This is a genomic window from Streptomyces sp. NPDC088785 (assembly GCF_044750685.1).
In the GTDB taxonomy this organism is placed as follows: Bacteria; Actinomycetota; Actinomycetes; order Streptomycetales; family Streptomycetaceae; genus Streptomyces.
In genome coordinates this window covers 107,524-121,429 of the sequence record NZ_JBIVKH010000002.1, presented here as the reverse complement: position 1 = coordinate 121,429, position 13,906 = coordinate 107,524, and the positions used below count along the sequence as shown (strand labels likewise).

Annotated in this window: 13 protein-coding genes; 3 read left to right on the top strand and 10 right to left on the bottom strand. The window is 75.0% G+C overall.

Annotated features, from left to right (window positions below):
- Positions 1 to 142 precede the first annotated feature (142 nt).
- Complete coding sequence (locus ACIP5K_RS06190; protein ID WP_401405487.1) at positions 143 to 1,510, top strand: MFS transporter; 1,368 nt, start codon at positions 143 to 145, stop codon at positions 1,508 to 1,510.
- Here the strand turns inward: ACIP5K_RS06190 and ACIP5K_RS06185 are convergent.
- The 8 genes from ACIP5K_RS06185 to hrcA all read right to left on the bottom strand — a co-directional run bounded on the left by ACIP5K_RS06185 (position 1,444) and on the right by hrcA (position 8,762).
- Positions 1,444 to 2,511 carry an adenosine deaminase gene (locus tag ACIP5K_RS06185; protein ID WP_401405484.1) on the bottom strand — a complete coding sequence of 356 codons (1,068 nt, stop codon included), beginning with the start codon at positions 2,509 to 2,511 and terminating at the stop codon, positions 1,444 to 1,446. The two genes, ACIP5K_RS06190 and ACIP5K_RS06185, sit on opposite strands and share 67 nt — an antisense overlap.
- A 23-nt stretch (positions 2,512 to 2,534) precedes the next feature.
- Positions 2,535 to 3,443, bottom strand: a complete 909-nt coding sequence (locus ACIP5K_RS06180) for a ribonuclease Z (protein WP_401405481.1) — start codon at positions 3,441 to 3,443, stop codon at positions 2,535 to 2,537.
- A gap of 15 nt (positions 3,444 to 3,458) precedes the next feature.
- Positions 3,459 to 3,812 (bottom strand): histidine triad nucleotide-binding protein, encoded by a 354-nt coding sequence (locus tag ACIP5K_RS06175; RefSeq protein ID WP_401405478.1) that lies wholly within the window; start codon positions 3,810 to 3,812, stop codon positions 3,459 to 3,461.
- Between the two features lie 173 nt (positions 3,813 to 3,985).
- Positions 3,986 to 4,570, bottom strand: a complete 585-nt coding sequence (locus ACIP5K_RS06170; RefSeq protein ID WP_401405476.1) for a hypothetical protein — start codon at positions 4,568 to 4,570, stop codon at positions 3,986 to 3,988.
- Between the two features lie 82 nt (positions 4,571 to 4,652).
- Entirely contained in the window at positions 4,653 to 5,399 is a 747-nt protein-coding gene (locus ACIP5K_RS06165; protein WP_401405474.1) for a 16S rRNA (uracil(1498)-N(3))-methyltransferase, read from the bottom strand.
- Positions 5,396 to 6,472 carry a nitronate monooxygenase gene (locus ACIP5K_RS06160; protein WP_401405472.1) on the bottom strand — a complete coding sequence of 359 codons (1,077 nt, stop codon included), beginning with the start codon at positions 6,470 to 6,472 and terminating at the stop codon, positions 5,396 to 5,398. Before ACIP5K_RS06160 ends, ACIP5K_RS06165 begins: the two co-directional genes overlap by 4 nt.
- 136 nt (positions 6,473 to 6,608) lie before the next feature.
- The gene (gene dnaJ / locus ACIP5K_RS06155; RefSeq protein ID WP_401405470.1) at positions 6,609 to 7,745 is read right to left on the bottom strand and encodes a molecular chaperone DnaJ; all 1,137 of its coding nucleotides are present in this window, start codon (positions 7,743 to 7,745) and stop codon (positions 6,609 to 6,611) included.
- Entirely contained in the window at positions 7,746 to 8,762 is a 1,017-nt protein-coding gene (gene hrcA, locus ACIP5K_RS06150) for a heat-inducible transcriptional repressor HrcA (RefSeq protein ID WP_401405468.1), read from the bottom strand.
- A gap of 130 nt (positions 8,763 to 8,892) precedes the next feature.
- Here hrcA and ACIP5K_RS06145 point away from each other — a divergent pair, with 130 nt between their 5' ends.
- A complete protein-coding gene (locus ACIP5K_RS06145) occupies positions 8,893 to 9,645 on the top strand; it encodes an MBL fold metallo-hydrolase (RefSeq protein WP_401405466.1) in 753 nt (250 codons plus the stop codon).
- 34 nt (positions 9,646 to 9,679) lie between these two features.
- Positions 9,680 to 10,498 carry a DUF3097 domain-containing protein gene (locus ACIP5K_RS06140; protein WP_401405464.1) on the top strand — a complete coding sequence of 273 codons (819 nt, stop codon included), beginning with the start codon at positions 9,680 to 9,682 and terminating at the stop codon, positions 10,496 to 10,498.
- A gap of 37 nt (positions 10,499 to 10,535) precedes the next feature.
- Here ACIP5K_RS06140 and hemW read toward each other — a convergent pair whose 3' ends face one another.
- Both hemW and ACIP5K_RS06130 read right to left on the bottom strand, forming a co-directional pair.
- Positions 10,536 to 11,768 carry a radical SAM family heme chaperone HemW gene (hemW, locus tag ACIP5K_RS06135; RefSeq protein WP_401405462.1) on the bottom strand — a complete coding sequence of 411 codons (1,233 nt, stop codon included), beginning with the start codon at positions 11,766 to 11,768 and terminating at the stop codon, positions 10,536 to 10,538.
- Between the two features lie 28 nt (positions 11,769 to 11,796).
- Positions 11,797 to 13,815 (bottom strand): SpoIIE family protein phosphatase, encoded by a 2,019-nt coding sequence (locus tag ACIP5K_RS06130; protein ID WP_401405460.1) that lies wholly within the window; start codon positions 13,813 to 13,815, stop codon positions 11,797 to 11,799.
- Positions 13,816 to 13,906 lie beyond the last annotated feature (91 nt).

The following is a 13,906-nucleotide window of genomic DNA, read 5'->3' as shown; positions in this document are numbered from 1 at the left end:
ACAAATTGGCCGCACCCGACGTCCCCGGTTCGGTCCCGTTCGCAAAGACGTCGTGCTCCCCAACTCCCCTGCCTTACCACCCCCTTGCCCGGAACAGCGCTGTCGCGCGCCCCCGGCGAGGGGCCGTCCTACAGGAACGCCCGTGTCCTCGCGCACCCCCCGGCCCGCCCTCATAGCCCTCTTCACGGCCGGGTACCTCGCCGCCTATCTCCTGCCCACGGTCGTCGGCCGTATCGCCGACAGCCTGCGCCTGAACCCCACCCAGGCCGGTCTCATCGGCAGCGCGCTGCTGCTCAGTTCGGCCACCGCGGGCCTCACCCTCGCGACCCGCGTCGAGCGGATCGGAGCGCGCCGCGCCGCCCGCTCCGGGCTGCTCCTCGCGGCCGTCGGCTACGGCACCGCCGCCCTCGCCTCCACCGTCCCGCTGGTCGTCGCGGGTGCGATGCTCGGCGGCTTCGGCTCGGGCACCGCGACGGCCGTCGCCGCCACCGGGATCGCCGCCCAGAAGGACCCGCACCGCGCCTCGACGCTCGGCCTGCTGTCCGTCTCGGCGCTCGCCGGCGCCCTCTACCTCACGATCCCCCGGGTCAGCACCGGGCACGGGCTGCCGTTCGCGGCACTGTCCCTGACCGCGCTGTGCGTCTGGCCCGCGACCCACTTCCTGGCCGCCCCGGCGGGCCCGGACAACAGCGCGGCCCCCGCGCCCAAGTCACCGCTGCCGTACGCCCGTTCCGGGATGGTGCTGGCCACGGTCATCGTCTGCTGGTCGATGGCGCAGAACTCCCTGTGGGGCGTGAGCAGCAGCATCGGCACCGAACAGGCGGGCCTGTCGGAGGTCGCCGTCGGCTCGGTCTTCGCGCTCGGACTCGGCGCCGGACTCCTCGGCGTGCTGGGCGCCGGCGTGCTCGGCGCCCGGCTCGGCCGCGCGGTCCCGATCGGGGCCGGCACGGCGGTCATCGCCTGCTGCATCGCGCTGAGCGCCCGCGCCGACGGCCTGGGGTCCTTCGCGACCGGCGAGATCGCCTGGAACACCCTGTACCCGGTGGTGCTCTCCTACCTGCTCGGCCTCGCCGCCTCCCTCGACCCGCGCGGCCGCTGGGCGGTCCTGGTCGGCTCGGCGTCCTCGCTCGGCACCGCCTGCGGGCCGCTCGTGGGCAGTTCGCTGTCGCAGTCGGCGGGCTTCCCCGCGATGGGCGCGGTCCTCGCCGCGCTGCTGCTCCTGCTCGCGGTGCCGCTGACCGCGGTGGCCCTGCACACCGGCGGACGGCCGCTGTTCGCGGGCGCCGCCCGGCGCCGCAGCGGCGCCCCGGTCGGTGCGATCGTCCCGCCGTCCGGCCTGCCCGAGCAGCCGGTCTACGCGATCGAGGTGCCCGCCACCGGGCCCGACGCCGGACCCGAGCCGGTCCAGGGCGACTTCACGACGGCGGGCCCCGCGCGCGCGGATCAGGCGGACCGGTCCGTGGAGCCGCCGACGGCGTCGAAGGTGTACGCCTCGACCTCGGCGAGGTAGCGCGCCCGCAGCGCCTCCTCCTCGGCGCTGCCGTCCAGGAAGGACGCCACGAACGAGTTGCGGGCCAGTTCCCGCAGCCGTTCGTGGTCCAGGGCGAGCGCCTCGCCGACCGCGTGGAAGTTGTCGCCCGCGTAGCCGCCGAAGTAGGCCGGGTCGTCGGAGTTCACCGTGCACACCAGGCCGGCGTCCATCATCGCGACCAGCGGGTGGTCCTCCAGGACGTCGATGGCGCGCAGCCGCACGTTCGACATGGGGCACAGCGTCAGCGGGATCCGGTCGCGCACCAGGCGGGCCACCAGCGCGGGGTCCTCCAGGGAGCGCAGCCCGTGGTCGACGCGCTCGACGCCGAGCACGTCCAGGGCCTCCCACACATACCCCGGGTCGCCCTCCTCGCCCGCGTGCGCCACCTTGCGCAGCCCCAGCGCGGCCGCCGCCTCGTACACCTCGCGGAACTTCGACGCGGGGTTGCCGACCTCGGCGGAGTCGAGTCCGACGCCGACGATCCGGTCCAGGTACGGCTTCGCGTCGTTCAGCGTCTCCAGGGCCGACTCGGCGGACTGGTCGCGCAGGAAGCACAGGATGAGCTTGGTGGAGACGCCGTGCCGCTCCACGCTGCGCGCGAGCGCCCGCGACAGGCCCTCCACGACCGTCCCCAGCGCCACTCCGCGCGCCGTGTGGGCCTGCGGGTCGAAGAAGATCTCCGCGTGCCGCACGCCCTGCGCGGCGGCCCGCGCGAGATAGGCGTCGGCCAGCGCCTCGAAGTCGTCCTCCGTGATGAGGACGGCCATCAGCGCGTAGTACAGGTCGAGGAAGGACTGGAGGTCGGCGAAGAGGTACGCCGTGCGCAGCTCCTCGGTGTCGGCGTACGGCAGGGTGATGCCGTTGCGGGCCGCCAGTTCGAAGGCCAGCTCGGGTTCGAGGGTGCCTTCGATGTGCAGGTGGAGCTCGGCCTTGGGGATCAGGGCGTGCGACCCGAGGGGCGCGAGTGGTGCGTGGGACATCCGTTCATCGTACGGCCCGCTGATCAGCGCCGTTTCGGGACGGGGACGCGGTCCAGGTCGCGGGCGACCGTCAGCCCGCCCTCGAATCCGGCGGCCCGCGCCTGCCGGGCGAATTCCTCGGGGTCGGCGTAGCGCTGGCTGAAGTGGGTGAGCAGGAGGTGGCGGACCCCGGCGTCGCGGGCGACCGCGGCGGCCTGCCCGGCGGTCAGGTGACCGTGGTCGGCGGCGAGCCCCGCGTCCTCGTCGAGGAAGGTCGACTCGATGACCAGCAGGTCGCAGCCCTCGGCGAGCGCCGTGACGCCCTCGCACATCCGGGTGTCCATCACGAACGCGACCCGCTGTCCGCGCCGCGTCTCGCTGACGTCGGCCAGTGTGACCCCGCGCAGCTCGCCCGCCCGCTGGAGCCGGCCGATGTCCGGCCCCGCGATGCCGTGGGCCGCCAGCCGCTCGGGCAGCATCCGCAGCCGGTCGGGCTCGACGAGGCGATAGCCGTACGACTCGACCGGGTGGGACAGCCGGCGCGCCTCCAGGCGGTAGCCGGGCGTCTCGGCGAGCACCGCGGCGTCCCCGTCGACCGGTTCCTCGGTGATCCCGACGGTCTCGCGGTACGCGGTCGCGTACCGGAGCCGGTCGAAGAACCGCTGGCCCGACGCCGGGTAGTGGGCGGTCACCGGGTGCGGGACCCGGTCCAGGTTGATCCGCTGGACGACCCCGGCGAGGCCGAGGCTGTGGTCGCCGTGGAAGTGCGTGACGCAGATCCGGTTCAGGTCGTGCGCGGCGACGCCGGCCCGCAGCATCTGCCGCTGCGTGCCCTCGCCCGGGTCGAAGAGGATGCCCTCGCCGTCCCAGCGCAGCAGGTAGCCGTTGTGGTTGCGGTGCCGGGTGGGCACCTGGCTGGCGGTGCCGAGGACGACGAATTCACGTACGGACATGGGAGTCGGCCGCGCCTATCCGGGGGGCCACTGGAGGCCGCGGCCGCCGAGGACGTGGACGTGCGCGTGGAAGACGGTCTGGCCGGCGCCGCCGCCCGTGTTGAACACGAGCCGGTAGCTGTCCAGCTTCTCCTCCTTGGCGACCTCGCCCGCCTCGCGCAGCACGTCGGCGGCGACGGCCGGTTCGGCGGCGGCCAGGGAGGCGGCGTCGGGGTGGTGGAGGCGCGGGATCACCAGGATGTGGGTGGGGGCCTGGGGGCTGATGTCCCGGAACGCGACCGTGGTCGCCGTCTCGCGGACCAGGGTGGCGGGGACGTCCCCCGCGACGATCTTGCAGAACAGGCAGTCCGCCTGGGGTTCACCGGGCATGTGCGGGGCTCCTTTGCGAGGGGTCGCGGGCTGGCCGCATGGTATCGATCACGGCGCCCGGGCCCGGCACCGGCACCGGTCCCGCCCCCGGCGGTGAAAGCCCCCGACGCGCCGTGCGGGTGCGGGAAGCGCAGAGGGGCGGGGCGGGGCGGTCCGCGTGCGCGGTCTCCCGGTCACCGGGCGGCCGCCTGTCCGGGGGTGGCCGGGGAGGCCGGGTCGCCCGGGTCGGGGGGCGGCGCGGTGACGGTCTCGGTCACCGTCCGGGTCTCGACCGGCCGGGGCTTCGCCGACGGCTGCCGCACGTCCGACTGCCGGGGCGGCGGCGGGGTCGTGGCGTCGGGGGCCGCGCAGTTGCCGAGCACACCGGCGCGGAACAGCGGCGCGCCGTCGGTCCGCGCGGTGAACGAGCCGCGCACGCACTTGCCGGAGACCACCCCGTACACGGTCCCGGTCAGGACGATGTCCTTGCCGTCCGTGGTGCGCCCGCGGCAGTCGACGCGCACGTCCTTCGCCGACGAGCCGCCACCGGTGGCGCGATCGGCGTACGAGCCGCCGCAGCTGAGCCAGCGCACCCGGACGCCGTGCCGTTCCAGCTCGGCCGTGCCCCGCTGGTCGGTGGTGGACGACACGGTCGACGGGTTCAGGTTCCCGTCCACGGGCCGGCAGGCCACGGCGCCGGCCCCGGCGGCGGCCACGAACACCACGGCGAGCGCCGGCAGCCGCGAGCCCCGCCCACCGCTGTCCCTCGATGCCCCCATGGGCGGCAGGATGCCACCCCGGCTCCCCGCGCGACAGAGCAGTTGCGGACACGGTCGCGGGCGTCGCGGCCCGCGCGCGGGCTCAGCCCCAGCGGCCGGTGCGGCCCAGCAGCAGCGCCGCCGCCGCCGTCCCGGCCGTCGAGGTGCGCAGGACACTGCGGCCGAGGCGGCAGGTCAGCGCCCCGGCGGCGGCGAACGCCGTCAGCTCCTCGGGGGAGACGCCACCTTCGGGGCCGACGACGAGGACGATGCCCCCGGTCGCCGGGAGGTCCACCGAGGCCAGCGCGGCGCCGGCGTGGTCGCGGTCCTCGTGCAGGACGACCGCGAGATCGGCCCCGGCGAGCAGCGCGGCGACCTCCTTCGTGGACGCCGCCTCCGCGACCTCGGGGAACCGCACCCGGCGCGACTGCTTGCCGGCCTCGCGGGCGGTGGCCCGCCACTTGCCGAGCGCCTTCAGGCCGCGCTCGCCGCGCCACTGGGTGATGCAGCGCGACGCCGCCCACGGCACGATCGCGTCGACGCCGGTCTCGGTCATCGTCTCGACGGCGAGCTCGCCCCGGTCGCCCTTGGGGAGGGCCTGGACGACGGTGATCCGGGGCCGCTCCGCCGGCTCGGTGCGCAGCGCTCCCGCGTCGACGAGCAGCCGGTCCTTGCCCTCGCTGCCCGTGACGACGCCCTCGCACCACGCGCCGAGGCCGTCGGTGAGCACCACGCGCTCCCCGGCCCGCAGCCGCTTCACGGAGACGGCGTGCCGCCCCTCGGGCCCGTCGAGGACGTACGGACGGGCGTCGGGGACGGGCCCGTCGACGACGAACACCGGCGCCGTCACGCGGCACCCCGCCGGCCCAGCGCACCCCGGGCCTCGGCCAGTTCGGCGGCGAGCACCTCGACGAGCTGTCCGGCGGGCAGTTCCCGGGCGAGCCGGTGCCCCTGCCCCGCCCACAGAGCCATCGCCTGCGGGTCCCCGGCCTTGGCGGCGGCCTTGCGGATCGGCGAGGTCATGTGGTGCACCTCGGGGTAGGCGGCGGGCGCGTACGGGCCGTGCTCGCGCAGGAACCGGTTGACGAGGCCGCGCGCGGGCCGCCCGGAGAACGCCCGGGTCAGCTCGGTGCGGGTGAACAGCGGATCGGTCATGGCCTGCTTGTGCAGGTCGGGCGCTCCGGACTCGGGGGTGACCAGGAACGCGGTGCCGAGCTGCGCGAGGTCGGCGCCGGCCGCGAGCACGGCGGCGATCTGGGCGCCCCGCATGATCCCGCCGGCCGCGACGACGGGCAGCCGCACGGCCTCGCGCACCTGGGCGAGGAGCGCGAGCAGTCCGACCCCGCTGCCGTCGGTCTCGGCGGCGTCGCGGTGGGTGCCCTGGTGGCCGCCCGCCTCGATGCCCTGCACACAGACGCCGTCGGCGCCGACGGCCTCCGCGGCCCGCGCCTCGGCCGCCGTCGTCACGGTGACCACCGTGAGGGTGCCGACCCGGCGCAGCGCGTCGACGACCTCGCGGGTGGGGCAGCCGAAGGTGAAGGAGACCAGCGGCACCGGGTCGTCGACGAGGATGGCCAGCTTGGCGTCGTAGCCGTCGTCGCGTCCGCTGTCGGGGTCGCCGAGCGGCGTCTGGTACCAGGTGGCCTCGCCGGCGAGCTGGTTGCGGTACACCTCGACCGCGGCCGGGTCGGCGTACTCGGGCTGCGGCAGGAAGAGGTTGACGCCGAAGGGCCGGCCGGTGAGTCCCCGGACCCGCTGGATCTCCTCATACATCCCGTCGGCGGTTTTGTACCCGGCGGCGAGGAAGGCGAGCCCGCCCGCTTCGGACACGGCGGCCACCAGCTCGGGCCGCGACGCGCCGCCCGCCATGGGGGCCGAAACGATCGGGCAGTGACAGAGATCAGCCAGTGCGGAGGAGGACATACCGGCATCGTGCCACGTGCTTCCCGACCGGCCGAATCGCGGCCCGCGGGGGCCCGGGCGGCGGCGCGGGGGACGGTGCGGGCGGCGCGGCGGAAAGGGGCCCGGGGAAGATCACCCCGAGCCCCCGACCACCGGCTCACCGTCCGTTGAAGGCGTCCTTCAGCCGCGAGAAGAGGCCCTGCTGACCGGGCTGGAACTGGCCGGTCGGCCGCTCCTCGCCGCGCAGCTTGGCGAGCTCGCGCAGCACCCGCTCCTGCTCGGCGTCGAGCTTCTGCGGGGTCATCACCTCGACGTGCACGATGAGGTCACCGCGCCCGCCGCCGCGCAGGTGCGTCACACCGCGCCCGTGCAGCGGGATCGACTGCCCGGACTGGGTGCCCGGCCGGATGTCGACCTCCTCCATCCCGTCGAGCGTCTCCAGCGGCACCTTGGTGCCGAGGGCCGCCGCGGTCATCGGGATGGTGACCGTGCAGTGCAGGTCGTCGCCGCGCCGCTGGAACATCGGGTGCGGCAGCTCGTGGATCTCGACATACAGGTCGCCGGCGGGGCCGCCGCCGGGGCCGACCTCGCCCTCGCCCGCGAGCTGGATCCGCGTGCCGTTGTCCACACCGGCCGGGATCTTCACCGTCAGCGTCCGCCGCGAACGGATGCGGCCGTCACCGGCGCACTCCGGGCACGGGGTGGGCACGACGGTGCCGAAGCCCTGGCACTGCGGGCACGGCCGCGAGGTCATGACCTGGCCGAGGAAGGACCGCGTCACCTGCGACACCTCGCCGCGGCCGCGGCACATGTCACAGGTCTGCGCGGAGGTCCCCGGCGCGGCACCCTCGCCGCTACAGGTCGTACAGACGACCGCCGTGTCGACCTGGATGTCCTTGGTGGTGCCGAAGGCGGCCTCGTCCAGCTCGACCTCCAGCCGGATCATGGCGTCCTGGCCGCGACGGGTGCGCGAGCGCGGGCCGCGCTGCGACGCCGTCCCGAAGAACGCGTCCATGATGTCCGAGAAGTTCCCGAACCCGCCGGCGCCGAAGCCTCCCGCGCCGCCTCCGCCGGACTGCGACAGGGGGTCTCCCCCCAGGTCGTAGACCTGCTTCTTCTGCGGGTCGGAGAGCACCTCGTAGGCGGCGTTGATCTCCTTGAACCGCTCCTGGGTCTTCGGATCCGGATTCACGTCCGGGTGCAGCTCGCGGGCGAGCCTCCGAAAAGCCTTCTTGATCTCGTCCTGGGAAGCGTCGCGGCGCACGCCGAGTACGGCGTAGTAGTCCGTGGCCACTTACGACTCCGCCAGGATCTGTCCGACGTAACGTGCCACTGCGCGTACTGCTCCCATCGTTCCCGGGTAATCCATGCGGGTCGGTCCGACCACGCCGAGCTTGGCTACTGCCTCGCCGCCCGAACCGTAGCCGACCGACACGACGGACGTGGAGTTGAGTCCCTCGTGGGCGTTCTCGTGACCGATGCGTACGGCCATGCCCGAATCGCCCACCTCACCCAGCAGCTTGAGGAGCACGACCTGCTCCTCCAGTGCCTCCAGGACGGGCCTGATGGTGAGGGGAAAGTCATGTCCGAAGCGGGTGAGATTGGCGGTGCCGCCGATCATCAGACGCTCCTCGGACTCCTCGACCAGCGTCTCCAGCAGGGTGGAGAGCACCGTCGCGACCGTACCGCGGTCCTCGGCGTCGAAGGCTTCCGGCAGATCCTGCACCAACTGCGGCACATCCGCGAAACGGCGGCTCGCGACCCGGCTGTTGAGCCGGGCCCGCAGATCCGCCAGCGCCGACTCCCCGAAGGGCGCGGGACAGTCGATCATCCGCTGCTCGACCCGCCCGGTGTCCGTGATCAGTACGAGCATCAGACGGGCGGGCGCCAGCGACAACAGCTCGACGTGGCGCACCGTGGACCGGGTCAGGGACGGGTACTGGACGACCGCGACCTGCCGGGTCAGCTGCGCGAGCAGCCGCACGGTGCGGCCGACGACGTCGTCGAGGTCGACGGCGCCCTCCAGGAAGTTCTGGACGGCGCGCCGCTCGGGTCCGGTCATCGGCTTCACCGCGGTGAGCTTGTCGACGAAGAGGCGGTACCCCTTGTCGGTGGGGATCCGCCCGGCACTGGTGTGCGGCTGGGCGATGTACCCCTCGTCCTCCAGGGCGGCCATGTCGTTGCGCACGGTCGCCGGGGAGACGCCGAGCCGGTGCCGCTCGGTGAGCGCCTTGGAGCCGACCGGCTCCTCGGTGCCCACGTAGTCCTGGACGATGGCGCGCAGCACTTCGAGCCTGCGTTCACTGAGCATCGGCGCACACCTCCAGCTTCGGCCTGAGCGATCTTTCTGGTCTGGCACTCGCTGCGGGTGAGTGCCAGGAGTCCCCGGCTCAGTGTACGGCCGACGGGTACGGGCCCGGCAAGGCCGCTAGCGTCGCCGTATGGAAGGTCATGCCGAAGGCGGCACGCACATCGACTGGAAGGCCGCGGGCTGGGAGGAACTCGCGCCCCGCGCGGGCCGGATCCGGCTGCCCGGCTGGGACGCCACGGCCGGGCTGGTCGCGGGCTCCGGCGCGGCCCTGCTGATCGACACGGGATCCTCACTCCGTGAAGGGGCCGGGCTGCACGCCGACGTCCGGCGGCTGCTCGGCGCGCACACCCGCGTGACGCACGTCGTGCTCACCCACCCGCACTTCGACCACGTACTCGGCACCGCGGTCTTCGCGGGCGCCGAGACGTACGGCGCCGGGGGCCCGGACACCGTGTCCGCGTGGCGCCGCGACGGCCTGTACGAGGACGCCGTGCGGCACGGGCTGCCCGCGGACCGGGCGGCCGAGGCGACCGACGTCCTGGTCACCCCGCGCCATCGGGTCACCGGCGAGCGGACCCTGGACCTGGGCGGCGGCCTCCGGGTGCTGCTCGCGAACCTCGGCCCGGCCCACAGCGGCCACGACCTGGCCGTCCTCGTCCCGGGCAGCCCGGGACTCGTCTTCTGCGGCGACCTGGTCGAGGAGTCCGGCGAGCCGCAGGCGGGCCCGGACGCGGCCCCCGGCCGCTGGCCGGCGGCGCTGGACCGGCTGCTCGCCCTCGGCGGGGAGGACGCGCTGTACGTCCCCGGGCACGGTTCGGTGGTGAATGCGGCGTTCGTCCGCGCCCAGCGCACCGCTCTGGAGGCCCGCTCCGGCGTGTCGTGACCCCACGGGACGCACTCCTCATATCGTCGTGCGAATGCGCCCGTACTCACCTGACCTGACCCCTCCCTGGAAGCGGAACACGCCCGCCCCGGAGGTCCCCGCCGAACCGGATCTGGTCGTCGAGGAGGTCGGCACCGGCTTCTGCGGCGCCGTGGTCCGCGTCGAGAAGACGGCGCAGGGGCCGACGGTGACGCTGGAGGACCGCTTCGGCAAGCACCGCGTCTTCCCGATGGAGCCGCGCGGCTTCCTGCTGGAGGGCCGGCCCGTCACGCTGGTCCGCCCCTCGGCGGCGGCCGGGCCCGCGCGTCCGGCCCGGACGGCGTCCGGCTCGATGGCGGTCCCGGGCGCCCGCGCGCGCGTGGCGCGGGCCGGCCGGATCTATGTCGAGGGCAAGCACGACGCCGAGCTGATCGAGCGCGTGTGGGGCGACGACCTGCGCATCGAGGGCGTCGCCGTGGAGTTCCTGGAGGGCGTGGACGACCTCCCGGCGATCGTCGCGGAGTTCGCGCCCGGCCCCGACGCGCGCCTGGGCGTGCTCGTCGACCATCTGGTGCCCGGCAGCAAGGAGTGGCGCATCGCCCAGTCCGTGCCGAGCGAGCACGCGCTGGTGGTCGGGCACCCCTACATCGACATCTGGGAGGCCGTGAAGCCGTCCTCGGTCGGCATCGAGGCCTGGCCCCGCGTCCCGCGCGGCCAGGACTGGAAGACGGGCGTGTGCCGCGCGCTCGGCTGGCGCGTGGCGAACACGGGCGAGGCCTGGCAGCACATCCTGTCCAGGGTCCGCACCTACAAGGACCTGGAACCCGCGCTCCTGGGCCGCGTGGAGGAACTGATCGACTTCGTCACCGAGTAGCGCCCCGCGCGCCCCGGACCGGCAAGCGCCCGGACCGTCAGTCGACCAGGTCCCGCACCACGGCATCGGCCAGCAACCGGCCCCGCAGCGTCAGCACGGCCCGCCCCTCCCGGAACGGCCCGCTCTCCAGCAGCCCGTCCGCGACGGCCCTGCGCGCGGCGGCCAGCCCGGCGGGCTTCAGCAGCGACACCGGGCACCCTTCGAGCAGCCGCAGCTCCAGCAGGATCCGCTCGACCCGCCGGTCCTCGTCGGCCAGCACCTCCCGGCCGGCCCCCGGCGACCCGCCACCGGTGAGCGCGGCGGCGTACGCCCCGGGGTGCTTGACGTTCCACCAGCGCACCCCGCCCACGTGCGAGTGCGCCCCGGGTCCGGCGCCCCACCAGTCGGCCCCGCGCCAGTACAGCTCGTTGTGCAGGCAGCGCCCCGCCCCGGACGTCGCCCAGTTCGACACCTCGTACCAGTCGAACCCGGCCGCCGACAGCACCTCGTCGGCGATCAGGTAGCGGTCCGCGTGCACGTCGTCGTCGGTCATCGGCACCTCCCCGCGCCGGATCCGCCGCGCGAGCTGGGTGCCCTCCTCGACGATCAGCGCATACGCCGACACGTGGTCGGGGCCCGCCCCGATGGCCGCGTCCAGCGAGGCCCGCCAGTCCTCGTCGGTCTCCCCCGGCGTGCCGTAGATCAGGTCCAGGTTGACGTGCTCGAACCCGGCCGCCCGCGCCTCCGCGACGCACGCCTCGGGCCGCCCGGGCGTGTGCGTGCGGTCGAGGACCTTCAGCACGTGCTGCCGCGCGCTCTGCATCCCGAACGAGATCCGGTTGAACCCGCCGGCCCGCAGCTCGGCCAGGTACGCCGGGTCGACGGACTCGGGGTTCGCCTCGGTGGTGATCTCCGCGTCGTCGGCGAGCCCGAACTCGGCGCGGACCGCGCCCAGCATCCGCACCAGGTCGGAGGCGGCGAGCAGGGTCGGCGTACCGCCCCCGACGAACACGGTGCGCACCGGGCGGGGATCGTCGCCGAGGACCTTCCGGGCGAGCCGGACCTCCTCCACCACCAGGTCCGCGTAGTTGTCCCGGGACGCCAGGACCCCGCCGGTGCCGCGCAGCTCGGTCGCGGTGTACGTGTTGAAGTCGCAGTAGCCGCAGCGCGTGGCGCAGTACGGGACGTGCAGGTAGAAGCCGAGCGGCCGCGAGGCGGCCCCGGCGAGGGCGGAGGCGGGCAGGGAACCGTCGGCGGGGACGGGCTCGCCGTCGGGGAGGGCGGAAGGCATGCGTCCATTGTCCGCCACCGCCGGAGCGCTACTCGGCCTGGAGGACCAGAAGGGCCAGGTCGTCGTCGGGCGGGGTGTCGGCGAAGGCGTGGACGAGGCGCCGGATGCGCTCGGCGAGGAGCGGGGCCGACAGCCCGGCGCACCCGGCGAGCGCCTGCGCCAGCCCGTCCCCGTCGTCGAACTGGAGGGCCCCGCGACGCCGCTCGGTCACCCCGTCGGTGACGCACAGCAGGGTGTCCCCGGCGGACAGCTCGAAGGTCTCACTCGTGTAGTCGGGGTCGTCGACCACCCCGAGCAGCACCTGCGGCCCGGCCGCGGGCACGACCTCGCCGCCGGGCCGCATCAGCAGCGGCAGCGGATGCCCGGCGGAGGCGATGGTGCAGCTCAGCCCGGCCGCGGTGGGCGTCAGCTCGCCGTAGAGGAGGGAGAGGAAGCGGGAGGAGGAGCCCTCGGGCGGTGCTCCGGGCCCGCCGGCGGAGGCCACCGCGGCGAGCGCCCGCGCGGCGCCGTCGGCGGCCTCGGTGGCGTCGTCGAGGAGCAGCCGGTTGAGCCGGTCGAGGACCTGGTCGACCGGATACCCCTCGCGGGCGAGCAGCCGCAGCCAGGGCCGGGCCAGACCGATCAGCACGGCCGCCTCCGGCCCCTTGCCCTGCACGTCGCCGAGCGCGAAGCACCAGCGTCCGTCGCCGCCGGGGAAGACGTCGTAGAAGTCGCCGCCGGGGCCGCCCGCCTCCTTCGGCTCGTACACGAGGGCGCTGCGCAGGCCGGGGATCTCGGCGAGCGCGGCGGGCAGCAGCCCGCGCTGGAGGATCCGGCTGATGGTGGCCTGCCGGGTGAAGCGGCGGGCCGCGCTGACGGCGAGCGCGACGCGGCGGCTGAAGTCCTCGACGAGACCCGTGATCTCGTCGGGGAAGGCCTGGAGCCCGGCGCGGCCGATGAGCAGGATGCCGAGCGTGCGGCCGCCCGCCGACAGCCGGTAGGCGAGCGCGGCGCCGCGGTCGTCGGGGGCGGCCTCGGCCGGGCAGGGCACGGGCACGGCGGCCGTGCGCACGGCGTCGGGCAGTCGGGGCGGTTCCTTCTCCAGGATCCGGCGCAGGTCCTCGATGCGGCTCTCGTGGGTGTGCCAGACCCGGGCGAGCCGGGGCGCGTGCAGGGGGTCGGCGCCGCGCGCGTCGTGGTCGGCGATGCCGGGCAGGCCGCGCCCCTCCTCGTCGTAGAGCCAGATCGCGCACCAGTCGGCGAGCCGCGGCACGAGGAGCTGGCCGACGAGCGCGGCGACCATGTCCTCGTCGAGCTGGCCGGCGAGCAGGTCGGACGCCTCGGCGAGGAAGGAGAGCGCGCCGCGGTTGATCCAGTCCCGGTCCCGGGGGTCGCGCCGGGGCGCGGGCTCCGGGGTCTCCGCCGCGCGCAGGCCGCGCTGGAGGACGCGCGCGGAGACCTCCCCGCCCTGCGGCCCCGGGACCCGCGGCCCGCGGCCCTGCTGGGCGGCGGCCTGCTGGGCGGCGGCCTGCTGCTCCGGCGGGACGGCGGCGGCGGTCCCGGTGCCGTCGGCGGGCAGCCGGGCCCACACGGTCTTGGTGCCCGCGCGGTAGGTGATCCCCCACGCCTCGGCGAGTCCGGCGACCAGCTGGACGCCGCGGCCGTACTCGGGGGTGTCGGGCGAGCGCAGGCCGCGGTCGGTGCGCACGGCGCGGGACGGATGGTGGTCGGTGACCTCGACGACGAGCCCCGCCGGGGTCCCGTCCGGGCCGGCGGGCTCCATCCGGCACAGCAGCTCGACGCTGGTGCCGGCGTGCACCACGGCGTTCGTGACGAGTTCGCTGAGGATGACGACGGCGTCGTCGACCAGGCGGTCACTGAGGGTGGCGGCGACGGGCAGGGCGCGGTCGGTCCAGTCGGCGAAGGCCGCGCGGACGAAGCGCCGGGCGGCCGCGGGCGCCAGCGGATTCCCGGGCAGCGACGTGCGGACCACGACCGGCCCCGACCCGACGTCCGCCAGGTCGGGGCCGCTGCCGGTGGTGTCCCGCTGAAGTGGAATGGGCCCCACGGTTCGGCTCCTGAGCAGTTCGGGCGTTTACGCCTCAGGCGACAGCACCAGAGTGACAGACTGACCAGGCCCATAAGCACCGAGTCACCGA

Coding starts and splice junctions, on each gene's coding strand:
- ACIP5K_RS06160 (WP_401405472.1), bottom strand. CDS start 6,472: ATGTCCTCCTCCGCACTGGCTGATCTCTGTCACTGCCCGATCGTTTCG.
- hemW (WP_401405462.1), bottom strand. CDS start 11,768: ATGCCTTCCGCCCTCCCCGACGGCGAGCCCGTCCCCGCCGACGGTTCC.
- ACIP5K_RS06170 (WP_401405476.1), bottom strand. CDS start 4,570: ATGGGGGCATCGAGGGACAGCGGTGGGCGGGGCTCGCGGCTGCCGGCG.
- ACIP5K_RS06185 (WP_401405484.1), bottom strand. CDS start 2,511: ATGTCCCACGCACCACTCGCGCCCCTCGGGTCGCACGCCCTGATCCCC.
- ACIP5K_RS06140 (WP_401405464.1), top strand. CDS start 9,680: ATGCGCCCGTACTCACCTGACCTGACCCCTCCCTGGAAGCGGAACACG.
- hrcA (WP_401405468.1), bottom strand. CDS start 8,762: ATGCTCAGTGAACGCAGGCTCGAAGTGCTGCGCGCCATCGTCCAGGAC.
- ACIP5K_RS06180 (WP_401405481.1), bottom strand. CDS start 3,443: ATGTCCGTACGTGAATTCGTCGTCCTCGGCACCGCCAGCCAGGTGCCC.
- ACIP5K_RS06175 (WP_401405478.1), bottom strand. CDS start 3,812: ATGCCCGGTGAACCCCAGGCGGACTGCCTGTTCTGCAAGATCGTCGCG.
- ACIP5K_RS06145 (WP_401405466.1), top strand. CDS start 8,893: ATGGAAGGTCATGCCGAAGGCGGCACGCACATCGACTGGAAGGCCGCG.